21 protein-coding genes and 1 pseudogene are annotated in these 22,189 nt (G+C 71.8%); 16 read left to right on the forward strand and 6 right to left on the reverse strand.

Annotation, left to right across the window (positions count from 1 at the left end; translation table 11 throughout):
- Positions 1-28 precede the first annotated feature (28 nt).
- From AMK26_RS08625 to AMK26_RS08685, 13 genes and pseudogenes are all read left to right on the forward strand, one after another.
- A complete protein-coding gene (locus AMK26_RS08625; protein WP_198944017.1) occupies positions 29-1,303 on the forward strand; it encodes a DUF6716 putative glycosyltransferase in 1,275 nt (424 codons plus the stop codon).
- Positions 1,304-1,365: 62 nt separating this feature from the next.
- Positions 1,366-2,820 (forward strand): acylneuraminate cytidylyltransferase, encoded by a 1,455-nt coding sequence (locus AMK26_RS08630; RefSeq protein ID WP_073753800.1) that lies wholly within the window; start codon positions 1,366-1,368, stop codon positions 2,818-2,820.
- 12 nt (positions 2,821-2,832) lie between these two features.
- Entirely contained in the window at positions 2,833-3,717 is an 885-nt protein-coding gene (locus AMK26_RS08635) for an N-acetylneuraminate synthase family protein (protein WP_073753802.1), read from the forward strand.
- Positions 3,714-4,751 (forward strand): hypothetical protein, encoded by a 1,038-nt coding sequence (locus AMK26_RS08640; RefSeq protein ID WP_073753803.1) that lies wholly within the window; start codon positions 3,714-3,716, stop codon positions 4,749-4,751. Before AMK26_RS08635 ends, AMK26_RS08640 begins: the two co-directional genes overlap by 4 nt.
- 239 nt (positions 4,752-4,990) lie before the next feature.
- A complete protein-coding gene (locus AMK26_RS08645; protein WP_073754728.1) occupies positions 4,991-6,211 on the forward strand; it encodes an amidohydrolase in 1,221 nt (406 codons plus the stop codon).
- A 233-nt stretch (positions 6,212-6,444) separates the two neighbouring features.
- Positions 6,445-7,488, forward strand: coding sequence for a BMP family lipoprotein (locus AMK26_RS08650; RefSeq protein ID WP_073753805.1), 1,044 nt, complete (start codon positions 6,445-6,447; stop codon positions 7,486-7,488).
- 231 nt (positions 7,489-7,719) lie between these two features.
- Entirely contained in the window at positions 7,720-9,300 is a 1,581-nt protein-coding gene (locus AMK26_RS08655) for an ABC transporter ATP-binding protein (protein ID WP_198944049.1), read from the forward strand.
- On the forward strand, positions 9,297-10,406 hold the full coding sequence (locus AMK26_RS08660) for an ABC transporter permease (RefSeq protein WP_073753809.1): 1,110 nt from the start codon (positions 9,297-9,299) through the stop codon (positions 10,404-10,406). The genes AMK26_RS08655 and AMK26_RS08660 overlap by 4 nt, the downstream gene beginning before the upstream one ends.
- A 91-nt stretch (positions 10,407-10,497) precedes the next feature.
- Entirely contained in the window at positions 10,498-11,769 is a 1,272-nt protein-coding gene (locus tag AMK26_RS37635; RefSeq protein ID WP_073753811.1) for an ABC transporter permease, read from the forward strand.
- Complete coding sequence (locus AMK26_RS37640; RefSeq protein WP_107420898.1) at positions 11,766-12,155, forward strand: cytidine deaminase; 390 nt, start codon at positions 11,766-11,768, stop codon at positions 12,153-12,155. Before AMK26_RS37635 ends, AMK26_RS37640 begins: the two co-directional genes overlap by 4 nt.
- 115 nt (positions 12,156-12,270) lie before the next feature.
- A complete protein-coding gene (locus tag AMK26_RS08675) occupies positions 12,271-13,548 on the forward strand; it encodes a thymidine phosphorylase (RefSeq protein ID WP_073753815.1) in 1,278 nt (425 codons plus the stop codon).
- Between the two features lie 98 nt (positions 13,549-13,646).
- Positions 13,647-14,235: pseudogene (locus AMK26_RS08680) on the forward strand (Uma2 family endonuclease).
- Between the two features lie 52 nt (positions 14,236-14,287).
- Positions 14,288-14,641 (forward strand): STAS domain-containing protein, encoded by a 354-nt coding sequence (locus tag AMK26_RS08685; protein WP_073753817.1) that lies wholly within the window; start codon positions 14,288-14,290, stop codon positions 14,639-14,641.
- Here AMK26_RS08685 and AMK26_RS08690 read toward each other — a convergent pair.
- The 3 genes from AMK26_RS08690 to AMK26_RS08700 all read right to left on the reverse strand — a co-directional run bounded on the left by AMK26_RS08690 (position 14,574) and on the right by AMK26_RS08700 (position 17,628).
- Entirely contained in the window at positions 14,574-15,539 is a 966-nt protein-coding gene (locus AMK26_RS08690) for a sigma-70 family RNA polymerase sigma factor (protein WP_241837835.1), read from the reverse strand. The genes AMK26_RS08685 and AMK26_RS08690 overlap by 68 nt on opposite strands.
- A 70-nt stretch (positions 15,540-15,609) precedes the next feature.
- On the reverse strand, positions 15,610-16,257 hold the full coding sequence (locus tag AMK26_RS08695; RefSeq protein WP_079277505.1) for a L,D-transpeptidase family protein: 648 nt from the start codon (positions 16,255-16,257) through the stop codon (positions 15,610-15,612).
- 81 nt (positions 16,258-16,338) lie between these two features.
- Positions 16,339-17,628 carry an MFS transporter gene (locus AMK26_RS08700; protein ID WP_073753821.1) on the reverse strand — a complete coding sequence of 430 codons (1,290 nt, stop codon included), beginning with the start codon at positions 17,626-17,628 and terminating at the stop codon, positions 16,339-16,341.
- Between the two features lie 62 nt (positions 17,629-17,690).
- Here AMK26_RS08700 and AMK26_RS08705 point away from each other — a divergent pair, with 62 nt between their 5' ends.
- On the forward strand, positions 17,691-18,656 hold the full coding sequence (locus tag AMK26_RS08705; protein WP_073753823.1) for a LysR family transcriptional regulator: 966 nt from the start codon (positions 17,691-17,693) through the stop codon (positions 18,654-18,656).
- Here the strand turns inward: AMK26_RS08705 and AMK26_RS08710 are convergent.
- On the reverse strand, positions 18,653-19,423 hold the full coding sequence (locus tag AMK26_RS08710) for an alpha/beta hydrolase (protein ID WP_073753825.1): 771 nt from the start codon (positions 19,421-19,423) through the stop codon (positions 18,653-18,655). The genes AMK26_RS08705 and AMK26_RS08710 overlap by 4 nt on opposite strands.
- A 115-nt stretch (positions 19,424-19,538) precedes the next feature.
- Here AMK26_RS08710 and AMK26_RS08715 point away from each other — a divergent pair, with 115 nt between their 5' ends.
- Positions 19,539-20,693, forward strand: coding sequence for an adenosine deaminase (locus tag AMK26_RS08715; RefSeq protein WP_073753827.1), 1,155 nt, complete (start codon positions 19,539-19,541; stop codon positions 20,691-20,693).
- 128 nt (positions 20,694-20,821) lie between these two features.
- The gene (locus tag AMK26_RS08720; protein WP_073753829.1) at positions 20,822-21,148 is read left to right on the forward strand and encodes a hypothetical protein; all 327 of its coding nucleotides are present in this window, start codon (positions 20,822-20,824) and stop codon (positions 21,146-21,148) included.
- Positions 21,149-21,327: 179 nt separating this feature from the next.
- On the opposite strand, the gene AMK26_RS08725 is transcribed toward AMK26_RS08720, so the two are convergent.
- Complete coding sequence (locus AMK26_RS08725; protein ID WP_073753831.1) at positions 21,328-21,528, reverse strand: PspC domain-containing protein; 201 nt, start codon at positions 21,526-21,528, stop codon at positions 21,328-21,330.
- 79 nt (positions 21,529-21,607) lie between these two features.
- Positions 21,608-22,162, reverse strand: coding sequence for a VanZ family protein (locus AMK26_RS08730; protein ID WP_073753833.1), 555 nt, complete (start codon positions 22,160-22,162; stop codon positions 21,608-21,610).
- Positions 22,163-22,189 lie beyond the last annotated feature (27 nt).

The raw sequence follows: 22,189 nt of genomic DNA on the forward strand, positions 1-22,189 counted from the left end.
GGCCGTGCGCCTTTCTAACGTCCTCGGCGTGCCCTCACGCAACCGTGAAGCGGTGCGGATCGCGGTACTCGCGGACTCCGACACCCGATGGAAATGGGGCGCCCTGACGGCGCGCCGCATCAGCCCGCCCTCCGACACCCGGGTGACCGGCTTCGTCCTGCGCGGCCGGGCCACCCCGACCGCGCGCCAGCTCGCCGAGGTCGGCGCCGACGTGGCCGCCCCTCGGGAGGTGACCGGGGCGGAGTTCCTCCGCGCGGTGCGGGACGAGGCGTACGACGTGGTCGTCCTCGCGCTCGTCGGCGGCACCGTCCAGGCGATGCTGCACGGCCTGGCCGGGATGGTGCTGCCGCGCCGCCCGGTGGTCGTCACCGGCTATGTCGGCGTCGTGTACGAGAAGCTCGCCGACGGGCTGCTGCTGCGGCACGGGGCGGACGTCGTGCTCGCCAACTCGGCCGCCGACGCCCGGCGGTTCCGCGCCGTGTACGAGGGCGTCGGCGCCGACGCGTCGGCGGTGGTCGAGGCGGCGCTGCCGTTCCTCGGCGGGGCGCCCTACACGCCGGTGCCGGACCGGGACACCGTCGTGTTCGCCGCGCAGCCCTCCGTACCGGCGTCGCGGGCCGACCGCGCGTACCTGCTGCGCCGGCTGGTCGAGCACGCCCGGCTGCACCCGCACCGCGAGGTGCTGCTGAAGCTCCGCTCCAAGCCGGGCGAGCACACCACGCACGTGGAGGAGCACCCGTACCAGAAGCTGGCCCGTGGTCCGCTGCCGCCCAACTTCCGCCTCGTCCACGGCCACATGGGCGAGGTCCTCGACCGCACCGATCTGCTGGTCACCGTCTCCTCGACGGCCGCGCTGGAGGCCCTGCACCGGGGCGTGCCGACGGCGGTCCTGACCGACCTGGGCGTACGCGAGGTGCTCGGCAACCACCACTTCATCGGCTCCGGGCTGCTGACCTCCTGGGACCGGCTGGACGGCGGCCACCGCCCGCGCCCGGACGCCGCCTGGCTGGCGGACCAGGGCGTGGCGCCGGACGGCTCGTACGAGACGGCCTTCGACGCGGCCCGCGCCCGCGTCCTCGACCTGCTGGCCGCGCCCGCGCTGCCCCCGATCGCCCCGTACTACACGCCCGGGACCGCCCCCGGATACCTCCCGGGCGTGCTGGCCCGCCACCGCCTGGACACCACCACCGAGCCGCCCGCCACGAGCCCGGTACGCCGCCTGCTGCGCGACGCGGCCCGCGGCCTCTACCGCCACGGGGTCCAGCGCGTGGCCCCGGCGATCCGCCGCCTGGGGGAACTGTGACCGCCCGCCCCACGGCCCCGCCACCGCCACCGCCCCCGGACCGCCCGGCGCCCACAGCGCGCGTGACGGCGCCCGGCCACTCCGCCCGGCCCACCGTGCTCGCCGTCATACCCGCCCGGGGCGGCTCCAAGGGCGTACCCGCCAAGAACCTGGCACCGGTCGGGGGCATACCCCTGGTCGCCCGAGCCGTACGGGCCTGCCTGGGCGCCCGGCGCGTGACGGACGTGGTCGTCTCGACGGACGACCCCGCCATCGCCGACACCGCCCGCGCGGCGGGCGCCCAGGCGGTCCACCGGCCGGCCGCCCTGTCCGGCGACACGGCGACCAGCGAGGCGGCGGTGCTCCACGCGCTGGACGCCTTCGAGGCCCTGCACGCCCGCCCGGTGGACGTCGTCCTGCTGGTCCAGTGCACCAGCCCGTTCCTGACCGCGTCGGACGTGGACGGCGTCGCCGCCCGGATCCTGGCGGACGGCGCCGACACGGCCCTGACGGTCGCCCCGTCCCACGGCTTCCTCTGGCGCGAGACCCCGCCCCCGGCGACCGACGACACGGAGACGGACACGCCAGGCGCGCCGGGCACGCAGCACGGCGCGGGCGTCACGCCGCCCCCGGCGACGGGCGACGCCTCCCGCCCCACCGGGACCGAGCGGCCGGGCACACCGAACACGTTGGGCACGCTGTCCACGCCGGACCCGCGTCCGGACGCGCAGCACGGACCGGGCCGCACGGCTCCACCGGCGGCCGCCCACGGCGGCTACGGCGCTCACGGCGCTCACGGCGCTCACGGCGCTCACGGCGTGAACCACGACAAGGCCCACCGCCCCCGGCGCCAGGACCGGGAGCCCGAGTACCTGGAGACGGGCGCCGCGTACGGGATGGACGCGCGCGGGTTCCGTACCCACCGGCACCGGTTCTTCGGCCACACCGCGCTCGTCGTCACCGACCCCGCCCGCGTCCTGGAGGTCGACGACCCGCACGACCTGGCCCGCGCCCGCGCGCTGGCGCCCCTCCTCGACGAGCCCGCCACTCCCACCGCCGCCGACGTCGACGCCGTCGTCCTCGACTTCGACGGCACCCAGACCGACGACCGCGTCCTCATCGACTCCGACGGCCGCGAACTCGTCGCCGTACACCGGGGCGACGGCCTCGGCGTCGCCGCGCTGCGCCGCGCCGGCGTGCGGCTGCTGATCCTGTCCACCGAGACGAACCCCGTCGTCGCCGCCCGCGCCCGCAAGCTCGCCGTCCCCGTCCTGCACGGCGTCGACCGCAAGGACGTGGCGCTCAAGCACTGGTGCGACGACCACGCCATCGACCCCCAGCGGGTGCTCTACGCCGGCAACGACGTCAACGACCTGCCCTGCTTCGGGCTCGTCGGCTGGCCCGTCGCCGTCGCGAGCGCCCACGACTCCGTACGGGCCGCCGCCCGCGCCGTCACCACCACCCCCGGCGGCGCGGGCGCGATCCGTGAGATCGCGGCCTGGCTCCTCGGCCCCACCCTGCACACCCCCGCAACGTAAGGAACCGCAACGATGAACCGCCTCCGCACCCTCGGCCGCAAGACCGCCGGCCCGGACCGGCCTGTCTACATCACCGGCGAGATCGGCATCAACCACAACGGCGACCTCGACAAGGCCATCGCCCTCGTCGACGCCGCCGCCGACGCGGGCTGCGACGCCGTGAAGTTCCAGAAGCGCACCCCCGAGATCTGCACCCCGCGCGACCAGTGGGACATCGAGCGCGACACGCCCTGGGGCCGGATGACGTACATCGACTACCGCCACCGCGTGGAGTTCGGCGAGGACGAGTACCGCGCCATCGACGAGCACTGCCGCGAGCGCGGCATCGACTGGTTCGCCTCCCCGTGGGACACCGAGGCCGTGGCGTTCCTGGAGAAGTTCGACCTCCCCGCCCACAAGGTCGCCTCCGCGTCCCTCACGGACGACGAGCTGCTGCGTGCGCTGCGCGCGACCGGCCGCACGGTGATCCTCTCCACCGGCATGTCGACCCCGAAGCAGATCCGCCACGCCGTGGAGGTCCTCGGCAGCGACAACATCCTGCTGTGCCACGCCACTTCCACCTACCCGGCGAAGGCGGAGGAGCTGAACCTGCGCGTCATCCAGTCCCTGATGCGGGACTACCCGAACATCCCCATCGGCTACAGCGGCCACGAGACGGGCCTGCAGACCACGCTCGCCGCCGTCGCGCTCGGCGCCTGCTTCGTCGAGCGCCACATCACCCTCGACCGCGCCATGTGGGGCTCCGACCAGGCGGCCTCCGTCGAGCCGGGCGGCCTCGCCCGTCTCGTACGCGACATCCGCACCATCGAGACCGCGCTCGGCGACGGCGTCAAGAAGGTGTACGAGTCGGAGCTCGGCCCCATGAAGAAGCTCCGCAGGGTCCCGGCCACGGTATGACCACCGCCTCCTCGCACCTGGCCTTCGTCGAGAGTCCCGTCCAGCTCCTGAACGTCCTGGAGTGGACCCACCACGCCGGCCGCCCCGACCTCACCATCGTCGTGCTGTCGCCCACCGACCCGATGTCGCGCGGCCAGCTGCGCCGCATGGCCCAGCTCGCCCGCGACGAGGGGTTCACGGTCCGCTGGCAGGAGGCCCGGGGCGGCCGTGGCGCACTGCCACGGGCGCTGCGGGAGCTGGCGCCGGCCCTGGTGCGCGCCGAGCGGGTGATCATCGGTGATCCGTTCTCCCGTTACGTACAGCTGCTGCTGACGCTCTTCGGGCCGCGCGCCCTCACGGTGGTCGACGACGGCACGGCCACCATGGAGTTCGCCGCCCAGCTCGCCCGGGGCGAACGGCTGGTGCGCTGGCACCGCCGCGGCGTACGGGGCCCGCGCGAACTGGCCCTCGCGCCGGTCACCGCCCTGGCCCGCCGCCGGCTCGCCCCCGGGCGACGGCGCAGCGTGGAGATCTTCACCGCCCTGCCGGTCGAGGCGCCGGCGGGCACCACCGTCACCGTCAACCGTTTCGCCTGGACCCGCGGCCGATTCGGCCCGCCCCGGCTGACCCGGGGCGCGGACCTGGTGGGCACCTCGCTGGTGGAGACGGGCGTGGTGGACCCCGACCGGTACGCCGAGGCCGTCGCCGCGCTGGCCGCCGCCCACGGCGCCACGCGCTACTTCGCGCACCGCCGCGAGAGCGTGGAGAAGCTGCACCGGATAGCGGTGGAGACGGGCCTGGAGATCGTCCGGCCGGACCTGCCGCTGGAGCTGATCGCCCGGCGCGGCCCGATCGGCCGTACGGTGCTGAGCTTCCCCTCCACGGTCGTGCACACGCTGCCGGCGGCGCTCGTGGGCACCGGCGTCACCATCGCCGTGTGCGGGATAGCGCCGGAGTGGCTGCGCGAGACCGCCTCGCCCCGGGCGCAGGGCTTCCTGGCGGGGGTGGCCGAGTCGGCGCGGTCGGTGCACGGCCTGTCGCTCACGGGAGCGTGACCGCTCTCACCGCGAGCGTAGGAAACCGCCCCACCGGGTACCCGATCACGAACGCGAACACCTGACCGGAAGCAGACCGAGAGAGATCGACAAAAGCCTGAAAACGCGTGAGTTTACCCACTTCGCCCTGCCCTCAAGCCCGCTGCCCAGGGTTTCTTTCCCCTATCGGGCTGAAGTTTTGTAGATCACACGTTAGTTGAGGGCGAAACGCGCCTACCCTTTCATGGGTGAACAAGGTGATGTCCCGCGACCCCGAAACAGACGTTCCCGGCGATACGCCCCTGCTCGGCGCGCTGCCCGAGAGCCTGCGCGCCGAGTTGATCGCGTTCCGCCGGGATGTGCACATGCATCCCGAGCTGGGCTTCCAGGAGTTCCGCACCACCGCGGCGATCAAGACGCGGCTCGAAGCGGCGGGGCTCACCCCCCGGATCCTCCCCGGCGGCACCGGGCTCATGTGCGACATCGGTACGTGGGACGGCGTACGCCCCATGCTGGCGATCCGCGCCGACATCGACGCGCTGCCCATCCCGGACACCAAGACGGACGTCCCGTACCGCTCCACCGTGCCGGACCGGGCCCACGCCTGCGGCCACGACGTGCACACCACCGTCGTCCTCGGGGCCGGCCTGGTGCTGGCGGACCTGGCCCGGGAGGGCCTGCTGCCGAACGCGGTACGTCTGATCTTCCAGCCCGCCGAGGAGGTCATGCCGGGCGGCGCGATCACCGCCATCGACGCCGGCGTACTGGACGGCGTGGGACGGATCGTCGCCGTGCACTGCGACCCGCGCGTGGACGCGGGCCGGATCGGGCTGCGCACCGGGGCGATCACCTCCGCCTGCGACCGGCTGGAGGTCACCCTCGACGGGCCCGGCGGTCACACCGCGCGCCCGCACCTGACGACCGACATGGTCACCGCCGCCGCCCGCGTCGCCGTCGACGCGCCCGCGCTGCTGTCCCGCCGGATCGACACCCGTGCCGGGCTGGTCCTGACCTGGGGCCGCATCGAGGCGGGGCACGCGCCCAACGTCATCCCGCAGCGCGCCGAGCTGGGCGGCACGGTCCGCTGCCTGGACCTGGAGGCCTGGCGGCACGCCCCGGACCAGGTGTACGCGGCGATCGACGAGGTGGCGACGCTGCACGGCGCCAAGTGCCAGATCGAGTACGTCCGGGGCGTCCCGCCCGTCGTCAACGACGCCTCCGTCGCGCAGCTGCTGCACGACGCGATGGAGGCGCGGTGCGGGGCGTACGCGATCGAGGACACCGAGCAGAGCCTGGGCGGCGAGGACTTCTCCTGGTACATGGAGCACGTCCCCGGCGCGATGGCCCGCCTGGGCGTCCGCCGCCCGGGTGATACGGCCAGGCTCGACCTGCACCGGGGCAACTTCGACGTCGACGAGCGGGCCATCCAGGTCGGCGTCGAGCTCTTCACCGCCGCCGCGCTCATCGACGGCGGTCTCTGACCCCCGCGCCGCCCCGCAACGGGCCCGCCACGAGGCTCACCCGACCCGCCATTTCCGGTCACCAACCGGCAGTGCCCCATTACGCCTCGTGGCGGTATCGCGGACGTCATGCGCTGTTCGCGTCGATCTGGTAACGGCTACCGAACAGGCCTTTACCTGACATCTACGCGCGTTACGATCGCCGCGAAACCAGCGCCGGAAGAGGCGCTTAGGTCAGGTCGAAGGAGCCTCCCTTGCGCCGGATCACCAGGATCGCAACTGTGGGCGTCGCATCCGCGGCACTCGCGCTCAGCGCCACCGCGTGTGGCGGAAAAACGTCGGACAGCGCTTCCGACGGCGAAGCCAAGGCAGCCATCGCGTACGACATCGGTGGCCGTGGCGACCAGTCGTTCAACGACGCCGCTTTCGCCGGCCTGGAGAGGGCCGAGAAGGAACTCGACATCAAGGGTGCCGAGGCCGAGCCCAGCGAGGGCGAGGGCGACCCGGACAAGGTCCAGCGCCTGACCGAGCTGGCCCGCGCCGGCAACAACCCGGTCATCGGTGTCGGCTTCGCGTACGCGCCCGCCATCGCCGAGGTCGCGCCGAAGTTCCCGAAGACCACCTTCGGCCTGATCGACGACACCTCGAAGACCGGCAAGAACATCGCCAACCTGGTGTTCAACGAGGAGCAGGGCTCCTACCTGGCCGGTGTCGCCGCCGCCAAGGTGACCAAGTCCAAGACCGTCGGCTTCATCGGCGGTGTCGAGACCCCGCTGATCAAGAAGTTCGAGGCGGGCTTCGTCCAGGGCGTCAAGGACACCGACAAGAACGTCAACGTCAAGGTCCAGTACCTGACGCAGCCGCCGGACTTCGGTGGCTTCTCCAAGCCCGACCTCGGCAAGGCCGCCGCGCAGGGCCAGCTCGACGCCGGCGCCGACGTGATCTACGCCGCCGCCGGTCTCGCCGGCTCGGGCTCGATCGAGGCCGCCGCCAAGGCCAAGAAGTGGGCCATCGGCGTCGACTCCGACCAGTACAACCAGAAGGGCCTGGCGGCCTACAAGGAGTACATCCTCACCTCGGTGACCAAGGACGTCTCCGACTCCGTCTACAACCTGATCAAGTCGGTCAAGGACGGCAAGCCGCAGTCCGGTGAGGTCCGTTACGGCCTCGACAAGGACGGCGTGGGCCTGGCCGCCTCCAACCCGGCGTACACCAAGATGACCGCCGTGACCGCCGCGGTGAACAAGGCCAAGGCCGACATCATCGCCGGCAAGATCAAGGTCAAGACCGCTCCGTAACCGCGCGGCCGGAACGTGGTTTCCGCGGGTCCGGAAGGGGTGGCGCCGCCGCCCTCTCCGGACCCGGACCATGTCCCGCGCCCCACGGTCCCGCGCCCCGGGCACCCCGTCGGGGGCCCCTGGTTTCTCCCCTTCGCTGTCGCTACGCGCGTAGAGCCCCGCGCGGCGCGATAGCTTCGGGATCTGCCCCCTCCCGCTCACCCGCTCCTTTCCCGCCAAGGAGAGTGCGTCATCAACGCGTCCAGTCCGTCGTCGCCGCCGGCTGCTGCCGTAGAACTGCGCGGCATCACCAAGCGCTTCCCCGGCGTCGTCGCCAACCACGACATCGACATCACGATCCGCAAGGGCACCGTCCACGCCCTGATCGGCGAGAACGGGGCCGGCAAGTCGACCCTGATGAAGATCCTCTACGGCATGCAGAAGCCGGACGAGGGCACCATCACCATCGACGGCAAGCGGGTCTCCTTCTCCAGCCCGGCCGACGCCATCGCCATCGGCATCGGCATGGTCCACCAGCACTTCATGCTGGCCGACAACCTCACCGTGCTGGAGAACGTCGTCCTCGGCGGCGAGAAGCTGTACGGCATCGGCGGCCGGGCCCGTAAGAAGATCATGGAGATCTCGGACGCGTACGGGCTGAACATCCGCCCCGACGCCCTCGTCGAGCAGCTCGGCGTCGCCGACCGCCAGCGCGTCGAGATCCTCAAGGTCCTCTACCGCGGCGCCCGCACCCTCATCCTCGACGAGCCGACCGCCGTGCTCGTCCCGCAGGAGGTCGACGCGCTCTTCGCCAACCTGCGCGAGCTCAAGGCCGAGGGACTCACCGTCATCTTCATCTCGCACAAGCTGGGCGAGGTGCTGTCCGTGGCCGACGACATCACCGTCATCCGCCGCGGCACCACCGTCGGCACCGCCGACCCCCGCACCGCCACCACCAAGCAGCTCGCCGAGCTGATGGTCGGCGCCGAGCTGCCCTCCCCGGAGACCCGCGAGTCCACGGTCACCGACGTACCGATGCTGAAGGTCGAGGACCTCAGGCTCACCGAGACCGACCCGGACGGCATCGTCCGCGAGGTCCTCGCGGGCATCGACTTCACCATCCACAAGGGTGAGGTCATGGGCATCGCCGGCGTCGAGGGCAACGGCCAGACCGAGCTCATCGAGGCGCTCATCGGCCTGCGCGACCCGGACGGCGGTGTGATCACCCTCGACGGCGACGACATCTCCCACGCGCCGACCCGCAAGCGCCGCGAGGGCGGCATCGGCTACATCCCCGAGGACCGTCACCGCCACGGCCTGCTGCTGGAGTCCCCGCTCTGGGAGAACCGCATCCTCGGCCACGTCACCGAGGCGCCCAACAGCAGGCGCGGCCTGCTCGACCTCAAGGCCGCCCGCCGCGACACCGAGCGGATCGTGCGCGAGTACGACGTACGCACCCCCGGCATCGAGGTCACCGCGGCCTCCCTGTCCGGCGGCAACCAGCAGAAGCTGATCGTCGGCCGCGAGATGAGCCACAACCCCAAGTTCCTCATCGCCGCCCACCCCACCCGCGGTGTGGACGTCGGGGCGCAGGCGCAGATCTGGGACCAGATCCGCGAGGCCCGCCGCGAGGGCCTGGCGGTGCTGCTGATCTCCGCCGACCTGGACGAGCTCATCGGGCTCTCCGACACCCTGCGGGTGATGTACCGCGGCCGGCTGGTCGCGGACGCCGACCCCGCCACGATCACCCCCGAGGAGCTGGGCTCGGCCATGACCGGCGCCGCCACCGGCCACCTTGAGCACAACGAGAACGCGAACGGTGAGGGCCGATGAAGAAGTTCGACAAGGACCGGCTGATCCTGGGCCTCGCCGGCCCGGTGCTCGCCCTGGTCGTGGCCTTCCTGCTCACCACCGTGGTGCTGCTGGTCTCGGGCCGGGACCCGTTCGGGCTGTACCCGCTGATGGTCGACAGCGCGCAGTACGTCGACGTCCAGGTCAACATCCTCAACCAGACCGGCACGTACTACCTCGCCGCGCTGGCCGTCGCCATCGGCTTCCGGATGAACCTGTTCAACATCGGTGTGGACGGCCAGTACCGCCTCGCGGTGATGCTCGCCGCGGTCGCCGGCGCCGCCGTCACGCTGCCCGGGCCGCTGCACATCCTGCTGATCGTGGTCGTCGCCATGGTCGTCGGCGCCCTGTGGGCCGGCATCGCGGGCATCCTGAAGACCACGCGCGGCGTCAGCGAGGTCGTCGCGACGATCATGCTCAACGCCATCGCCAACAGCATGATCGCCTGGCTGATCCTGCCCGCCAACTTCGGTGTGCAGCTCCCCGGCTCCAACGACCTGACGACCGGTGAGATCCCCGAGTCCGGCTGGATGCCCGGCCTGGACCTGGACGGCGGCACCGTCTACGGCTTCACCTTCGTCGCCTTCGCGCTGGGCATCGTCTACTGGTTCGTCCTCAGCCGCACCCGCTTCGGCTTCGACCTGCGCGCCACCGGCGCCAGCGGCACCGCCGCCCAGGCGAGCGGCGTGGACGCCAAGAAGATGGTCCTCACCGCCATGCTGATCTCGGGCGCGGTCGCCGGCCTCGCCGGCATGCCGATGCTGCTCGGCCAGACCCACACGTACAGCCTGAGCTTCCCCGTCGGTGTCGGCTTCACGGGCATCACCATCGCCCTGCTCGGCCGCAACAGCCCCGTCGGCATCTTCTTCGCCGCCCTGCTCATCTCCTTCCTGGAGAAGACCGCGGGCTCCCTGGAGACCCAGGGCTACGAGAAGGAGATCACCACGATCATGCAGGGCCTGATCGTGATCGCGGTCGTCGTCTCGTACGAACTCGTCCGGCAGTACGGGCTGCGCCGTCAGCAGCAGAAGGTCGGCGAGGAGCTTGCCGCCCAGGCCCGCGAGAAGAAGGAGGCCGTGGCTCCGTGAACGACGCACGCATGGCCGCCGGGCCGCAGACGACCACGAAAGCCGCACCGCTGCGCCGTGCGGGCGGAGAAGCAAACGAGTTGAGGGCAGCATGAGCGAGTCCACGAGCACTGTCACGGCCGCGGCCGCGGCGCCCAAGAAGGGCGGCGGACGCCGCCGGCTGTCCCTGCCCGTCATCCTGCTGCTCATCGCGGGCGGCCTGGCCCTGTTCTCGCTGGTCCGTGTCATCAGCGGCGCGAACGACCTCACCTCCGTGGGCCAGATCTCCGGCGCCCTGCAGCTGGCCATCCCGATCGGCCTGGCCGGCCTCGGCGGCCTGTGGGCCGAGCGGGCCGGCGTGGTCAACATCGGCCTCGAAGGCATGATGATCCTCGGCACCTGGTTCGGCGCCTGGGCCGGCTACCAGTGGGGCCCGTGGACCGGTGTCGCGCTCGGCATCCTCGGCGGGGTGCTCGGTGGGCTGCTGCACGCGCTGATGACGGTCACGTTCAACGTCAACCACATCGTCTCCGGTGTGGCGATCAACATCCTCGCCGTCGGCGTCACCCGCTACCTGTCGAACTTCACGTTCGCGGAGGCCGAGGGCGGCTCGTCGAAGCAGTCGCCGCGCATCGACCAGATCACCGACATCACCATCCCCGGGATGTCGGACGGACTGGCCGACCTCCAGGCCAAGCACTGGTTCTTCGTCTCCGACCTCGCGGGCGTCCTCGGCGGCCTGGTCACCAACCTGTCGCTGCTCACCGTCGTCGCGCTGCTGCTGATCCCCGCCACCTGGTGGATCCTGTGGCGCACGGGCTTCGGCCTGCGGCTGCGCTCGTGCGGTGAGAACCCGGTCGCCGCCGAGTCCCTGGGCGTCAACGTCTACAAGTACAAGTACATCGCCGTGCTCGTCTCCGGTGCCCTCGCGGGCCTCGGCGGTGCCTTCCTGGCCATCGTCTCCACCGGTATCTACCAGGAGGGCCAGACCGGCGGCCGCGGCTACATCGGCCTCGCGGCGATGATCTTCGGCAACTGGATGCCGGGCGGCATGGCCCTCGGCGCCGGACTGTTCGGCTTCACCGACAGCCTCAAGCTGCGCGGAGGCGCGGAGAACGTCCACGCCATGCTCCTGCTGCTGGCGATCCTGCTGGCCGCACTGGTCATCTGGCAGCTGTACAAGAAGCGGTACGTGGCCGCCGCCGTCGCCACCGCCGTGTCGGCCGGGCTCTTCGCCTGGTACGCGCTCACCGACGCGCTGCCCAGCCAGTTCGTCGACGCCGCGCCGTACGTCACCACCCTGCTGGTGCTGGCCGTCTCCGCGCAGCGGCTGCGGATGCCCAAGGCGGACGGCATGCCGTACAAGAGGGGCCAGGGCAAGTGACGTCCGACCCGTGGCAGGGGCTGCGCGACGCCGCCCGCGAGGCCATGACCCACGCGTACGCCCCCTACTCCGGCTACGCGGTGGGCGCGGCGGCCCTCGTCGACGACGGGCGCACGGTCACCGGGTGCAACGTGGAGAACGCCTCGTACGGCATCGGCCTGTGCGCCGAGTGCGGGCTGGTCTCCCAGCTCCAGGCCACGGGCGGCGGCCGGCTCACGCACTTCGTGTGCGTGGACGGGCGCGGCCAGGTGCTGGTGCCGTGCGGCCGCTGCCGGCAGCTGCTGTACGAGTTCGGCGGCGACGAACTGCTGCTGGACACCCCGGCGGGCGTGCTGACGCTCGCCGACATGCTGCCGCAGGCGTTCGGGCCCCAGCACCTCACCTAGGACGGGACGACCCTTCCGCGCTGTCCGCGGAGGGGTCGTCCTTCTCCACCCCACTGTTCTTCTCCCTGCTTCTCCCTGCTTCTCTCTGCGCGTACTGGAAGGAATCCTTAAAGCCATGGACGCGATTTCCGTCATCCGCACCAAGCGGGACCGGGGCGAGCTGAGCCCCGAGCAGATCGACTGGGTCATCGACGCCTACACGCGCGGCGAGGTCGCCGACGAGCAGATGTCGGCGCTGGCGATGGCGATCCTGCTCAACGGCATGAACCGTACGGAGATCGCCCGCTGGACCGCCGCGATGATCGCCAGCGGTGAGCGGATGGACTTCTCCTCCCTGTCCCGCCCCACCGCCGACAAGCACTCCACGGGCGGCGTCGGCGACAAGATCACCCTGCCGCTCGCGCCGCTGGTCGCCGCGTGCGGCGCCGCCGTACCGCAGCTGTCCGGCCGGGGCCTCGGCCACACCGGCGGCACGCTCGACAAGCTGGAGTCCATCCCCGGCTGGCGGGCGCTGCTGTCCAACGAGGAGATGCTGCACGTCCTCGACACCACCGGCGCGGTGATCTGCGCGGCGGGCGACGGCCTCGCCCCCGCCGACAAGAAGCTGTACGCGCTGCGCGACGTCACCGGCACGGTCGAGGCGATCCCGCTGATCGCGTCCTCGATCATGTCCAAGAAGATCGCCGAGGGCACGGGCTCGCTGGTCCTGGACGTCAAGGTCGGCTCGGGCGCGTTCATGAAGAACATCGCCGACGCCCGCGAGCTTGCCTCCACCATGGTGGGCCTGGGCACCGACCACGGTGTGAAGACCGTCGCGCTCCTCACCGACATGTCGACCCCGCTGGGCCTCACCGCGGGCAACGCCCTGGAGGTCCGCGAGTCCGTCGAGGTCCTCGCGGGCGGCGGCCCCGCCGACGTCGTCGAGCTGACCCTCGCGCTCGCCCGCGAGATGCTCGACGCGGCCGGCATCAAGGACGCCGACCCGGCGAAGGCCCTCGCCGACGGCTCCGCGATGGACGTCTGGCGCCGCATGATCGCCGCCCAGGGCGGCGACCCGGACGCCGAACTTCCCGTCGCCCGCGAACAGCACGTCGTCACCGCCCCCTCCTCGGGCGTCCTGACCCGCCTCGACGCGTACGGCGTCGGCGTCGCCGCCTGGCGCCTGGGCGCCGGCCGCGCCCGCAAGGAGGACCCGGTCCAGGCGGGCGCCGGCATCGAACTCCACGCCAAGCCGGGCGACACGGTCACGGCGGGCCAGCCCCTCCTCACCCTCCACACGGACACCCCGGAGAAGTTCGACTACGCACTCAAGTCCCTGGACGGCGCCTACGACATCGCGGCCGGCGGCACGGCGCACGAGCCGAGCCCGGTGGTGTTGGAACGTATCGCCTGACCAGCCGTGCCCTCGTACGGGTGAACGGGGCCGGTGGACCTCCACCGGCCCCGTTCGGCATGCTGGGATCGGTGACGCACCGATATGAGGAGACCGCCATGAGGGCACTCGCCGTCGAGTCTCAGCCGAACAGCGGCGACGACTGGGACGAGCTCGTCCAGTTCTGGGAAGAGCTGGACGCACCCGAGGGCTGCAAGGTGGAGATCATCGAGGGGATCGTCACCGGGTCACCGACGCCCGCCAACAACCACAACAGCGTCGCGCACAAGGTGCACAGGCGTTTGTACACAGCGATCCCCGAGGACTGGGGCGTACCAGACCCTCGCCGTCGCCATCCCCTCCCGCCAGGGCATGTTCATCCCGGATCTGGTCGTGGCTCCGGAAGCCGTGCTGAACGAACCCGGCCACTACATCCCCGCCACCGCCGCCGAACTGGTCGTCGAGATCACCGCGAAGTCCAACGCCAACCACGACCGTGTCGAGAAGCTGCACGGCTACGCCACGGCGGGCGTGCCTCTCTACCTGCTGCTGGACAGCTGGCACACAGGGCGCCCCACGGCGACGCTGTACGGCGAGCCGAAGAACGGCATGTACCGCGTGCTCGACACAGTGAAGTACGGCGAGGAGCTGCGCCTCCCCGCCCCCTTCGACCTCACCATCGACACCAGTGAGTTCCCCGCCGGCTGAGCCCCGCGCTGTCCACCGATGAGTTCCGCCCCCGGCTCGGGTCTCCTTCCATGTGGACACCACGGATCCGATCGTCCTGCGCGTCGCCGGCGTCATCGAGCCCGCCGACGTACCCCGCCTCTGCGAGGAGCTGACCGCCCTGCTCATGGGGAGCGGCGGGGGCGACGTCGTCTGTGACGTCGGCGGGGTCACCCGGCCGGACCTCGCCACCGTCGAGGCGCTCGCCCGGCTCCGGCTGACCGCTCAGCGGCTGGGCCATCGGATGGCCGTACGCGGCGCGCAGCCCGCCTTCCGGGAGCTGCTGGAGCTGGTCGGGCTGGACGGGCTGCTCGGTGAGGTCACGCCTCCAGCCGCTCCGGGAGATCGAACAATGGGAACCAGCGCTTCACGTCCAGGAACGACGTGATGCCCGAGACCTTTCCGTCCACGATCTCGATGACCATGAGCGCCCACGGGCTGAAACCGCCCTCCGGATCCGGGTGGTAGTGCGCGAACGCCGGCGTGCCGTTGGCCACCACCGGAACCAGCCGCGAGCCCCGGCACACCTCGCCGACGCCCAGCATCCAGCCCGTGATGTCGTCGTGGCCCCGGAGCCACAGGTCGTAGGGCGGCATGGACAGCGTGGCGTCCTCGTGGAGCAGCGCGGTCAGCGCCGCCATGTCGTACCCCTCGAACGCCGCCACGTACCGGTCGAGGAGCTTTCGCTGCTCCTCGTCGAGCGGGTCGGCCGTGTCGGTCCTCGCCGGTTCGGACTCGGCGAGCGTCGCCCGCGCCCGCTGCAACGCGCTGTTGACCGACGCGACCGAGGTGCCGAGCAGCTCCGCCACCTCACTCGCCTTCCACGCCAGCACCTCGCGGAGGATCAGCACCGCCCGCTGCTTGGGCGGCAGGTGCTGGAGCGCCGCCACGAACGCGAGGCGCACCGTCTCCCGGGCCACCGCCGTCTCCGCCGGGTCGGCGACCGACGGCATCACCCGCCCGTCCGGCACCGGCTCCAGCCAGGTGACCTCCGGGCGCGAGTTCAGCTGCGCCTGCGCCACCGGGGTCGGCGCGGTCAGGTCCATCGGCCGCGCCCGGCGGTTGCCCGCGTTCAGCGCGTCCAGGCACACGTTCGTCGCGATCCGGTACAGCCAGGAGCGCACCGAGGACCGGCCCTCGAACTTCTCGAAACTCCGCCACGCCCGGACCATGGTGTCCTGGACGGCGTCCTCCGCCTCGAAGGCCGATCCCAGCATGCGGTAGCAGTACCCGGTCAACTCGGTCCGGTACTGCTCCAGTTGGTCCTGTACGGCCGCATCGCTCATGGTGTCCACCCCTGTCGCGCTTCCCCTTGCCTCACTCACGGAAGCTACAGGAGGGCACTGACAACGCGGGTCAGGTTCCGGGCTTGCGCCCGTAGACGTACACGTCGTCGCCGTTCTTCAAACGGTTCCAGTACGCCTTCGCGTCGGCGGGCCGCATGTTCACGCAGCCCCGTGAACCGGGCGGGTTGTACATGGACTTGGTGACGGAGTGGAAGGCCTGTCCGCCGTCGAAGAACTGCGCGTACGGCATCCGGACGTCGTAGAGCGTCGACCAGTGGTCGATGTTGCGGTAGTAGATCTTCCTCGCGCCGGTACGGGTCTCGTCGCCGTCGCGGCCGGTCCGCACCGGCACCGGCCCGTACGTCAGCCTGGCGCCGTCCTGGATCCAGCTCAGCTGCCGCGTCAGGTCCACGCACGCGATGCGCCCCTTGTCGGTGGGGCACTTCCCCGCCGCGTTGGGGTTCTTCCCCGCGGCCCGCTGCTGGAGGATCGTGTTCATCGTGCGCCAGGTGACCTCCCCGGCGTATCCGATGGTCGGTGTGATCCCGTGCCAGCGCTGGAACGTCTGGATCGCCTTGCAGTCGGCCGGCGACTGCTTCCCGTCCACCGGCCGGCCCATGAACTTCTCGACCTGCCGCTGGTACGGCCCGGTCGACGTCGTACAGGACGCCGCCTGCGCCGGCGCCGTGCCCAGCGCGACCGTCAGCGGCACGATCATCCCCGTGAGCCCGAGCGCGACCCCGGCTCTCCCGCGTATCCCACCCACGTCCACCACTCCCCCTGGAGCCCCTTGTGGTTGTTATGCCCTTAGGACGCGCGGGGAAGCGGTGTGGTTGTACGTTTCGCGAGACGTGCGGTTCTGTACGCGCGCGGCGTGCGTCCCGTACAGGGTGAGGGAGACGACGCCGAGGACGGCGACCAGCCCCAGCAGGACCGTGCCCGTCCAGCCGCCGGCGTGGAAGGCGACCGCGCCGAGCGTGCCGCCCACGCTGCTGCCGATGTAGTACGCCGACTGGTACAGCGCCGACGCCTGTGCCCGGCCCGTCTTCGCCGTGCGGCTCACGGAGGAGGAGGCGACCGCGTGTCCGGCGAAGAACCCGGCCGTGATCAGCACCAGGCCGAGGAGCACCGACGCCAGCGCGTCCGACAGCGACAGCAGCAGACCGGCGGCCGTCGTGGTCACCGCGAGGTACAGCGCCCCGCGCCGTCCCATCCGGCCGACCAGCTTGCCGGCCGCGGCCGACGACACCGTACCGACCAGGTAGACCAGGAAGATCGAGCCGATCACGCCCTGCGGCAGCGAGAACGGCGCCTCGACGAGCCGGTAGCCGATCACCGTGTACACGGCGCCGAAGACCGTCATGAACAGCGCGCCGATCGCGTACAGCCGCATCAGCAGCGGGTCCGACAGGTGCGTCCGAACGGTCCGCGCCAGGGCGCGGGGCCGCAGCGACCCGGCGGCGAAGTGCCGCGCCTTGGGGATCATCAGCCGGAACACCACCGCGCACACCAGCGCCATCAGCCCCACCACGGCGAGCGCCGCCCGCCAGCCCCACAGCTGGGCCGCCCAGCCGGTGACGATCCGGCCGCTCATGCCGCCGATGCTGTTGCCCGCCACGAACAGGCCGATCGCGGCGACCAGCGCCTTCGGCCGCACCTCCTCCGCCAGGTACGCCATCGCCGACGCGGGCAGCCCGGCGAGCGCGGCGCCCTGCACGGCGCGCAGCGCCACCAGCCACTCCAGGCTCGGCGCGAACGGCACGAGCAGGCCGAGGGCGACGGCGACCGCGAGGGAGGCGGTCATCATCGTGCGGCGGCCGAACCGCTCGGACAGGGCGCTCAGCGGCAGGACGCACAGGGCGAGCGCGCCGGTCGCGGCGGACACGGTCCAGCTGGCGGCCGAGGCGCTCACGCCGAAGTCGGCGGAGACGGCCGGGAGCAGGGCCTGCGTCGCGTAGAGGAGGGCGAAGGTGGCGACTCCGGCGGCGAAGAGCGCGAAGCTCATCCGGCGGTAGCCGGGGCGGCCGGGGGAAAGGCGAGTGTCGGCGACCGCTTCGGTGGCGGCCGCCTTGGTACTGGCGGAAGGCATGTCTCGACCGTAGGCACCCCCGCTTCATGCGTCCAATGCATGGAACGGCTTTAATCGTTCCCATGGCGCATAACCACAGCTCACGGGAGTGGCTGTCACCGAACAGTAACGAAGAAGACATGGGGCTGCTGCTTGCGCCGCGGCTCGCGTACTTCGCGGCGGTCGCCCGCCACGAGCATGTGACGCGCGCCGCGCACGACCTGGGCGTGCCGCAGTCGACGCTGTCGCGGGCCATGGTCCGCCTCGAACAGGACCTGGGTGTCGCGCTGTTCGCCCGCAAGGGCCGCACGGTATCGCTCACTCCGGCGGGGCGCACCTTCCTGGCCTCCGCCGAGCGGGCGCTGGCGGAGGTGGAGCGGTCCGCCGACGCGGTACGGGTGGACGCGGACCCCTCGGCGGGGCGGGTCGCCTTCGGGTTCCTGCACACCATGGGTTCGGAGACCGTACCCGAGCTCATCCGCGCCTTCCGGGTCGACCACCCCAGGGTCCGCTTCACGCTCGTCCAGAACTACGGCGAGGCCATGATCGAGCGCCTTCGCGCCGGCGACCTGGACCTGTGCCTGACCTCACCGGTCCCGGACGCCCCCGACCTGGTCGCCCGCCGCCTGGACGAACAGCGCCTCCGCCTCGTCGTCCCGGACGACCACCGGCTGGCCGCCCGCAAGCGCGTCCGCCTCGCGGAGGCCGCCGACGAAACGTTCGTCACCCTGGAGCCGGGCTACGGGCTGCGCCGCATCACCGACGCCCTGTGCGCCGAGGCGGGCTTCACCCCGCGCGTGGCCTTCGAGGGCGAGGAGGCCGAGACGCTGCGCGGCCTGGTCGCGGCCGGGCTCGGCGTGGCTCTCCTGCCGCCCCCGGCCGTCGCCCGCCCCGGCGTCGTCGAGCTCACGGTCACGGCCCCGCGCGCCGCCCGCGAGATCGGCGTCGCCTGGCTCGACGGCCACCCCGACACACCCCCGGTGGCCGCCTTCAAACGGTTCCTGCTCTCCCGCCGGGGCCGTCTGCTCTCCGGGGCCGACACCGCCTAGCGCCGCAGGGCGTTGCCGAACCCCGAGGCCAGCGGCATCCGCAGGCCCAGCGGCGGGGGCGCGGCGAAGGCGTCGGCGACCGGGCGGGAGAAGGGGTGGGCGAACAGCGCGCCCAGGACGAAGTCGGTGACCAGCGCGACCACTTCCTCGTGGTGCTCGCGCAGCGCGTGGCCGTCCGAGTGGACCTCGAAGCGGCAGGTGTCCCGGTTGGCCTTCTTCGCGCGCTCCGCCAGCCGGTACGACAGCTCCGGATCCGTACGCGTGTCATTCGTGCCGTGCACGATCATCACCCGGCGTCCGGCGAGCTGTTTCACCGGTTCGGGTGCCGCCGCCACGTCGTCCTCCGGCAGCCAAGGGGCAAGTGCCAGCACCGAGTTGACGGCCGTGTGGCCCGCCGCGCGCAGCGCCGCCCGGCCGCCCATGCCGCGCCCGGCGAGGCAGACCGGGACGTCGCCGTATCGTCGTACGACCTCCGAGGCCGCCCACCGCGCGTCCGCCGCGAGCCGCGCGTCCGCGCCGTTCCAGCCGCGCCCCCGGTAGCGCACCACATGGGCCACCAGCCCCTCCGAACGCCCCGCCCGGGCCAGGCGGCGCGCCAGCGGCAGGGCCGCCGCGTGCGCGACCGGCGACGGGCCGCGCCCCGAGACCGGCTCCCCGTCCGGGAGGAGCAGCAACACGCCGCCCACCGCCGAAACGGACGCCCCCACGGGCCGGCCCAGCCTGGGCGCCCGCGCGCCCGACGTACCTACGAGTGCGTGGTGTGCCATGGCAGAACAGTCTCAGAAGACGAGGTGTACGCCACTCGTACGCGCGGTCACTGTTACGTATCGACAGCCGTGCGAAAGAGGTTCCCTCTACGCGCGTAGGGGCTAGAGTTCGAAAATGACGAGCCAGACACCCACCATCCCTACCGCGGACCAGATCCGCCGCGCCCCCAAGGTGCTGCTCCACGACCACCTCGACGGCGGTCTGCGCCCCGGCACGATCATCGACCTCGCCGACGCGACCGGATACACGGCGCTGCCCGAACACGAGCCGGACAAGCTCGGCATCTGGTTCCGCGAGGCCGCCGACTCCGGTTCGCTGGAGCGCTACCTGGAGACCTTCGCGCACACCTGCGCCGTCATGCAGACCCGCGAGGCCCTCGTCCGCGTCGCCGCCGAATGCGCCGAGGACCTCGCCGAGGACGGCGTCGTGTACGCGGAGGTCCGCTACGCGCCCGAACAGCACCTGGAGAAGGGCCTCACCCTCGAAGAGGTCGTCGAAGCCGTCAACGAGGGCTTCCGCCTCGGCGAGCGGCGCGCCCGCGACAACGGCCACCGCATCCGCGTCGGCGCCCTGCTCACCGCCATGCGGCACGCCGCCCGCGCCCTGGAGATCGCCGAACTCGCCAACCGCTACCGCGACAACGGCGTCGTCGGCTTCGACATCGCGGGCGCCGAGGCCGGCTACCCGCCCACCCGCCACCTCGACGCCTTCGAGTACCTCAAGCGCGAGAACAACCACTTCACCATCCACGCGGGCGAGGCCTTCGGCCTGCCGTCGATCTGGCAGGCCCTGCAGTGGTGCGGCGCCGACCGCCTCGGCCACGGGGTGCGCATCATCGACGACATCCAGGTCGCCGAGGACGGCACCGTCACGCTCGGCCGCCTCGCCGCGTACGTACGCGACAAGCGCATCCCGCTGGAGCTGTGCCCGACGTCCAACCTGCAGACCGGTGCCGCCGCGTCGTACGCCGAGCACCCCATCGGGCTGCTGCGCACCTTGCACTTCCGGGCCACCGTCAACACCGACAACCGGCTGATGTCGGGCACCAGCATGAGCCGTGAATTCGAGCTACTGACCGAGACGTTCGGCTACACGCTCGACGACATGCAGTGGTTCACCGTCAATGCGATGAAATCAGCTTTCATTCCTTTCGACGAACGCCTGGCGATGATCAACGACGTGATCAAGCCCGGGTACGCCGAGTTGAAGTCCGAATGGCTGTTCCGCCAGACCGCCACGACCAGCGAATCCTCGCCGAAGACGCCCTGACGGCAGCATCCGCAAACGGCCGGGAATTCCATGACCTGGCCGTTTCGGGTGTTTGCGGGGGTCACGGAACGATGACTAAGTTGCAGAGCCGCTCATCTTTCCCCGAGTTCCCCCAAGGACGAGTTTCGATGAAGCAGTCTGCCGCCAAGACCCTCGGTGTCGCCGCCCTCGGCGCCGCGTTCGCCGCTGCCGCCGCCGGCACCGCATCCGCGGCCACCACGACGCCCACGAGCGCCGCGCTGGGCGCCGCCACCGCCACCGCGGTGCCGGTCCTCCAGTCCGCCGTCGAGCAGGCTCCGAACAGCGCCGCCGAGCTGCTGGCCACCGGTCAGGAGCTGACCGCCGCCGCCACCAAGAACGCTTCGATCCAGGGCGTTCCCGTCGACCCGGCCACCGTCACCGACCTCATCGGCGGCCTCCCCGTCGGCGGCACCCTCCCGGCGCTCGGAGCCTGAGCCTCCGGCAGCCGCGTACGCGAACGGGGCGCGCACCTGGTGAAGGTGCGCGCCCCGTTCGCGTACGCCCCGTTCGCGTACGCCCCGTTCGCGTACGCCCCGTTCGCGTACGCCCCGTTCGCGTACGCCCCGTTCGCGTACGCCCCGTTCGCGTACGCCCCGTCGTCGTCGGCGGAGTGCTACCAGGCCGGCTTCGCGGCCTTCTCCGACGGCAGCAGTATCCACAGCGCCAGGTACAGCAGGAACTGCGGTCCCGGCAGCAGGCACGACGCCACGAAGATCACGCGCATCGTCGTCGCGGAGGTGCCGAAGCGCCGCGCCAGCGCCGCGCACACTCCACCGATCATCTTTCCGTCGCGGGGGCGGACAAGTGCGGCCATGGTGGGCTCCTTCGCGAGATGACGTCGATTCGTTCGAGTAATTCCATCCTCGCCCGAAAGCCCCGGACAAAACGTCGGACTAGGGGGCGATCCCGACCCTGGGAATCCTCGGGGTCGCACCCTGAGAGACGTCATCCCGCAGGACCCCCACCCTCTGGCCCCGTCCCAGCCCATGCCGCCGCCGCAGCCGCCCCCGCCAGGCCGGCACCACCGCCAGGTGCGCCAGCGCCACGCCCGCGGTGTTCAGCAGCAGCGCGTCCACGTCCACGACCCGCCCCGGCACCGCCGTCTGCAACAGCTCGATGCCCAGCGACACCAGCGCGCCCGCCAGGACCGTACGGGCCAGCGAGGCCCACGGGGAGACGTCCAGCCGGCCACCCGCCATGGGCAGCAGCACCCCGAGCGGCGCCAGCAGCAACAGCCCCTCGCCGATCCGTCTCGCCGCCTCTACCGGGCCCATCGCCAGATCGGCCTTTATCCCGGCCAACGGCTCCAGATTGGCCGCCGTCACCCACATCACGTCCAGCGGCCGGAGCGTCAGCCACCCCACGAGCACCAGATGGGCAAGGAGGAGAATGAGCCCCGCCGCGCGGAAGCGGATGACGGCACTGCCGCCCGAACCATGACGCTGCACGCCCCCCAAGACGCACCACCCGGCACG

The sequence above is a fragment of the Streptomyces sp. CB03234 genome (assembly GCF_001905885.1).
GTDB lineage: Bacteria > Actinomycetota > Actinomycetes > Streptomycetales > Streptomycetaceae > Streptomyces.

Excerpts from the sequence above, each read along its gene's own strand:
- AMK26_RS08710 (WP_073753825.1), bottom strand. The coding sequence starts at position 19,423 with ATGGCACACCACGCACTCGTAGGTACGTCGGGCGCGCGGGCGCCCAGG.
- AMK26_RS08690 (WP_241837835.1), bottom strand. The coding sequence starts at position 15,539 with ATGAGCGATGCGGCCGTACAGGACCAACTGGAGCAGTACCGGACCGAG.
- AMK26_RS37635 (WP_073753811.1), top strand. The coding sequence starts at position 10,498 with ATGAGCGAGTCCACGAGCACTGTCACGGCCGCGGCCGCGGCGCCCAAG.
- AMK26_RS08725 (WP_073753831.1), bottom strand. The coding sequence starts at position 21,528 with ATGGCCGCACTTGTCCGCCCCCGCGACGGAAAGATGATCGGTGGAGTG.
- AMK26_RS08715 (WP_073753827.1), top strand. The coding sequence starts at position 19,539 with ATGACGAGCCAGACACCCACCATCCCTACCGCGGACCAGATCCGCCGC.
- AMK26_RS08640 (WP_073753803.1), top strand. The coding sequence starts at position 3,714 with ATGACCACCGCCTCCTCGCACCTGGCCTTCGTCGAGAGTCCCGTCCAG.
- AMK26_RS08645 (WP_073754728.1), top strand. The coding sequence starts at position 4,991 with ATGTCCCGCGACCCCGAAACAGACGTTCCCGGCGATACGCCCCTGCTC.
- AMK26_RS08700 (WP_073753821.1), bottom strand. The coding sequence starts at position 17,628 with ATGCCTTCCGCCAGTACCAAGGCGGCCGCCACCGAAGCGGTCGCCGAC.
- AMK26_RS08660 (WP_073753809.1), top strand. The coding sequence starts at position 9,297 with ATGAAGAAGTTCGACAAGGACCGGCTGATCCTGGGCCTCGCCGGCCCG.
- AMK26_RS08675 (WP_073753815.1), top strand. The coding sequence starts at position 12,271 with ATGGACGCGATTTCCGTCATCCGCACCAAGCGGGACCGGGGCGAGCTG.
- AMK26_RS08635 (WP_073753802.1), top strand. The coding sequence starts at position 2,833 with ATGAACCGCCTCCGCACCCTCGGCCGCAAGACCGCCGGCCCGGACCGG.
- AMK26_RS08720 (WP_073753829.1), top strand. The coding sequence starts at position 20,822 with ATGAAGCAGTCTGCCGCCAAGACCCTCGGTGTCGCCGCCCTCGGCGCC.
- AMK26_RS08705 (WP_073753823.1), top strand. The coding sequence starts at position 17,691 with ATGGCGCATAACCACAGCTCACGGGAGTGGCTGTCACCGAACAGTAAC.
- AMK26_RS08695 (WP_079277505.1), bottom strand. The coding sequence starts at position 16,257 with ATGATCGTGCCGCTGACGGTCGCGCTGGGCACGGCGCCGGCGCAGGCG.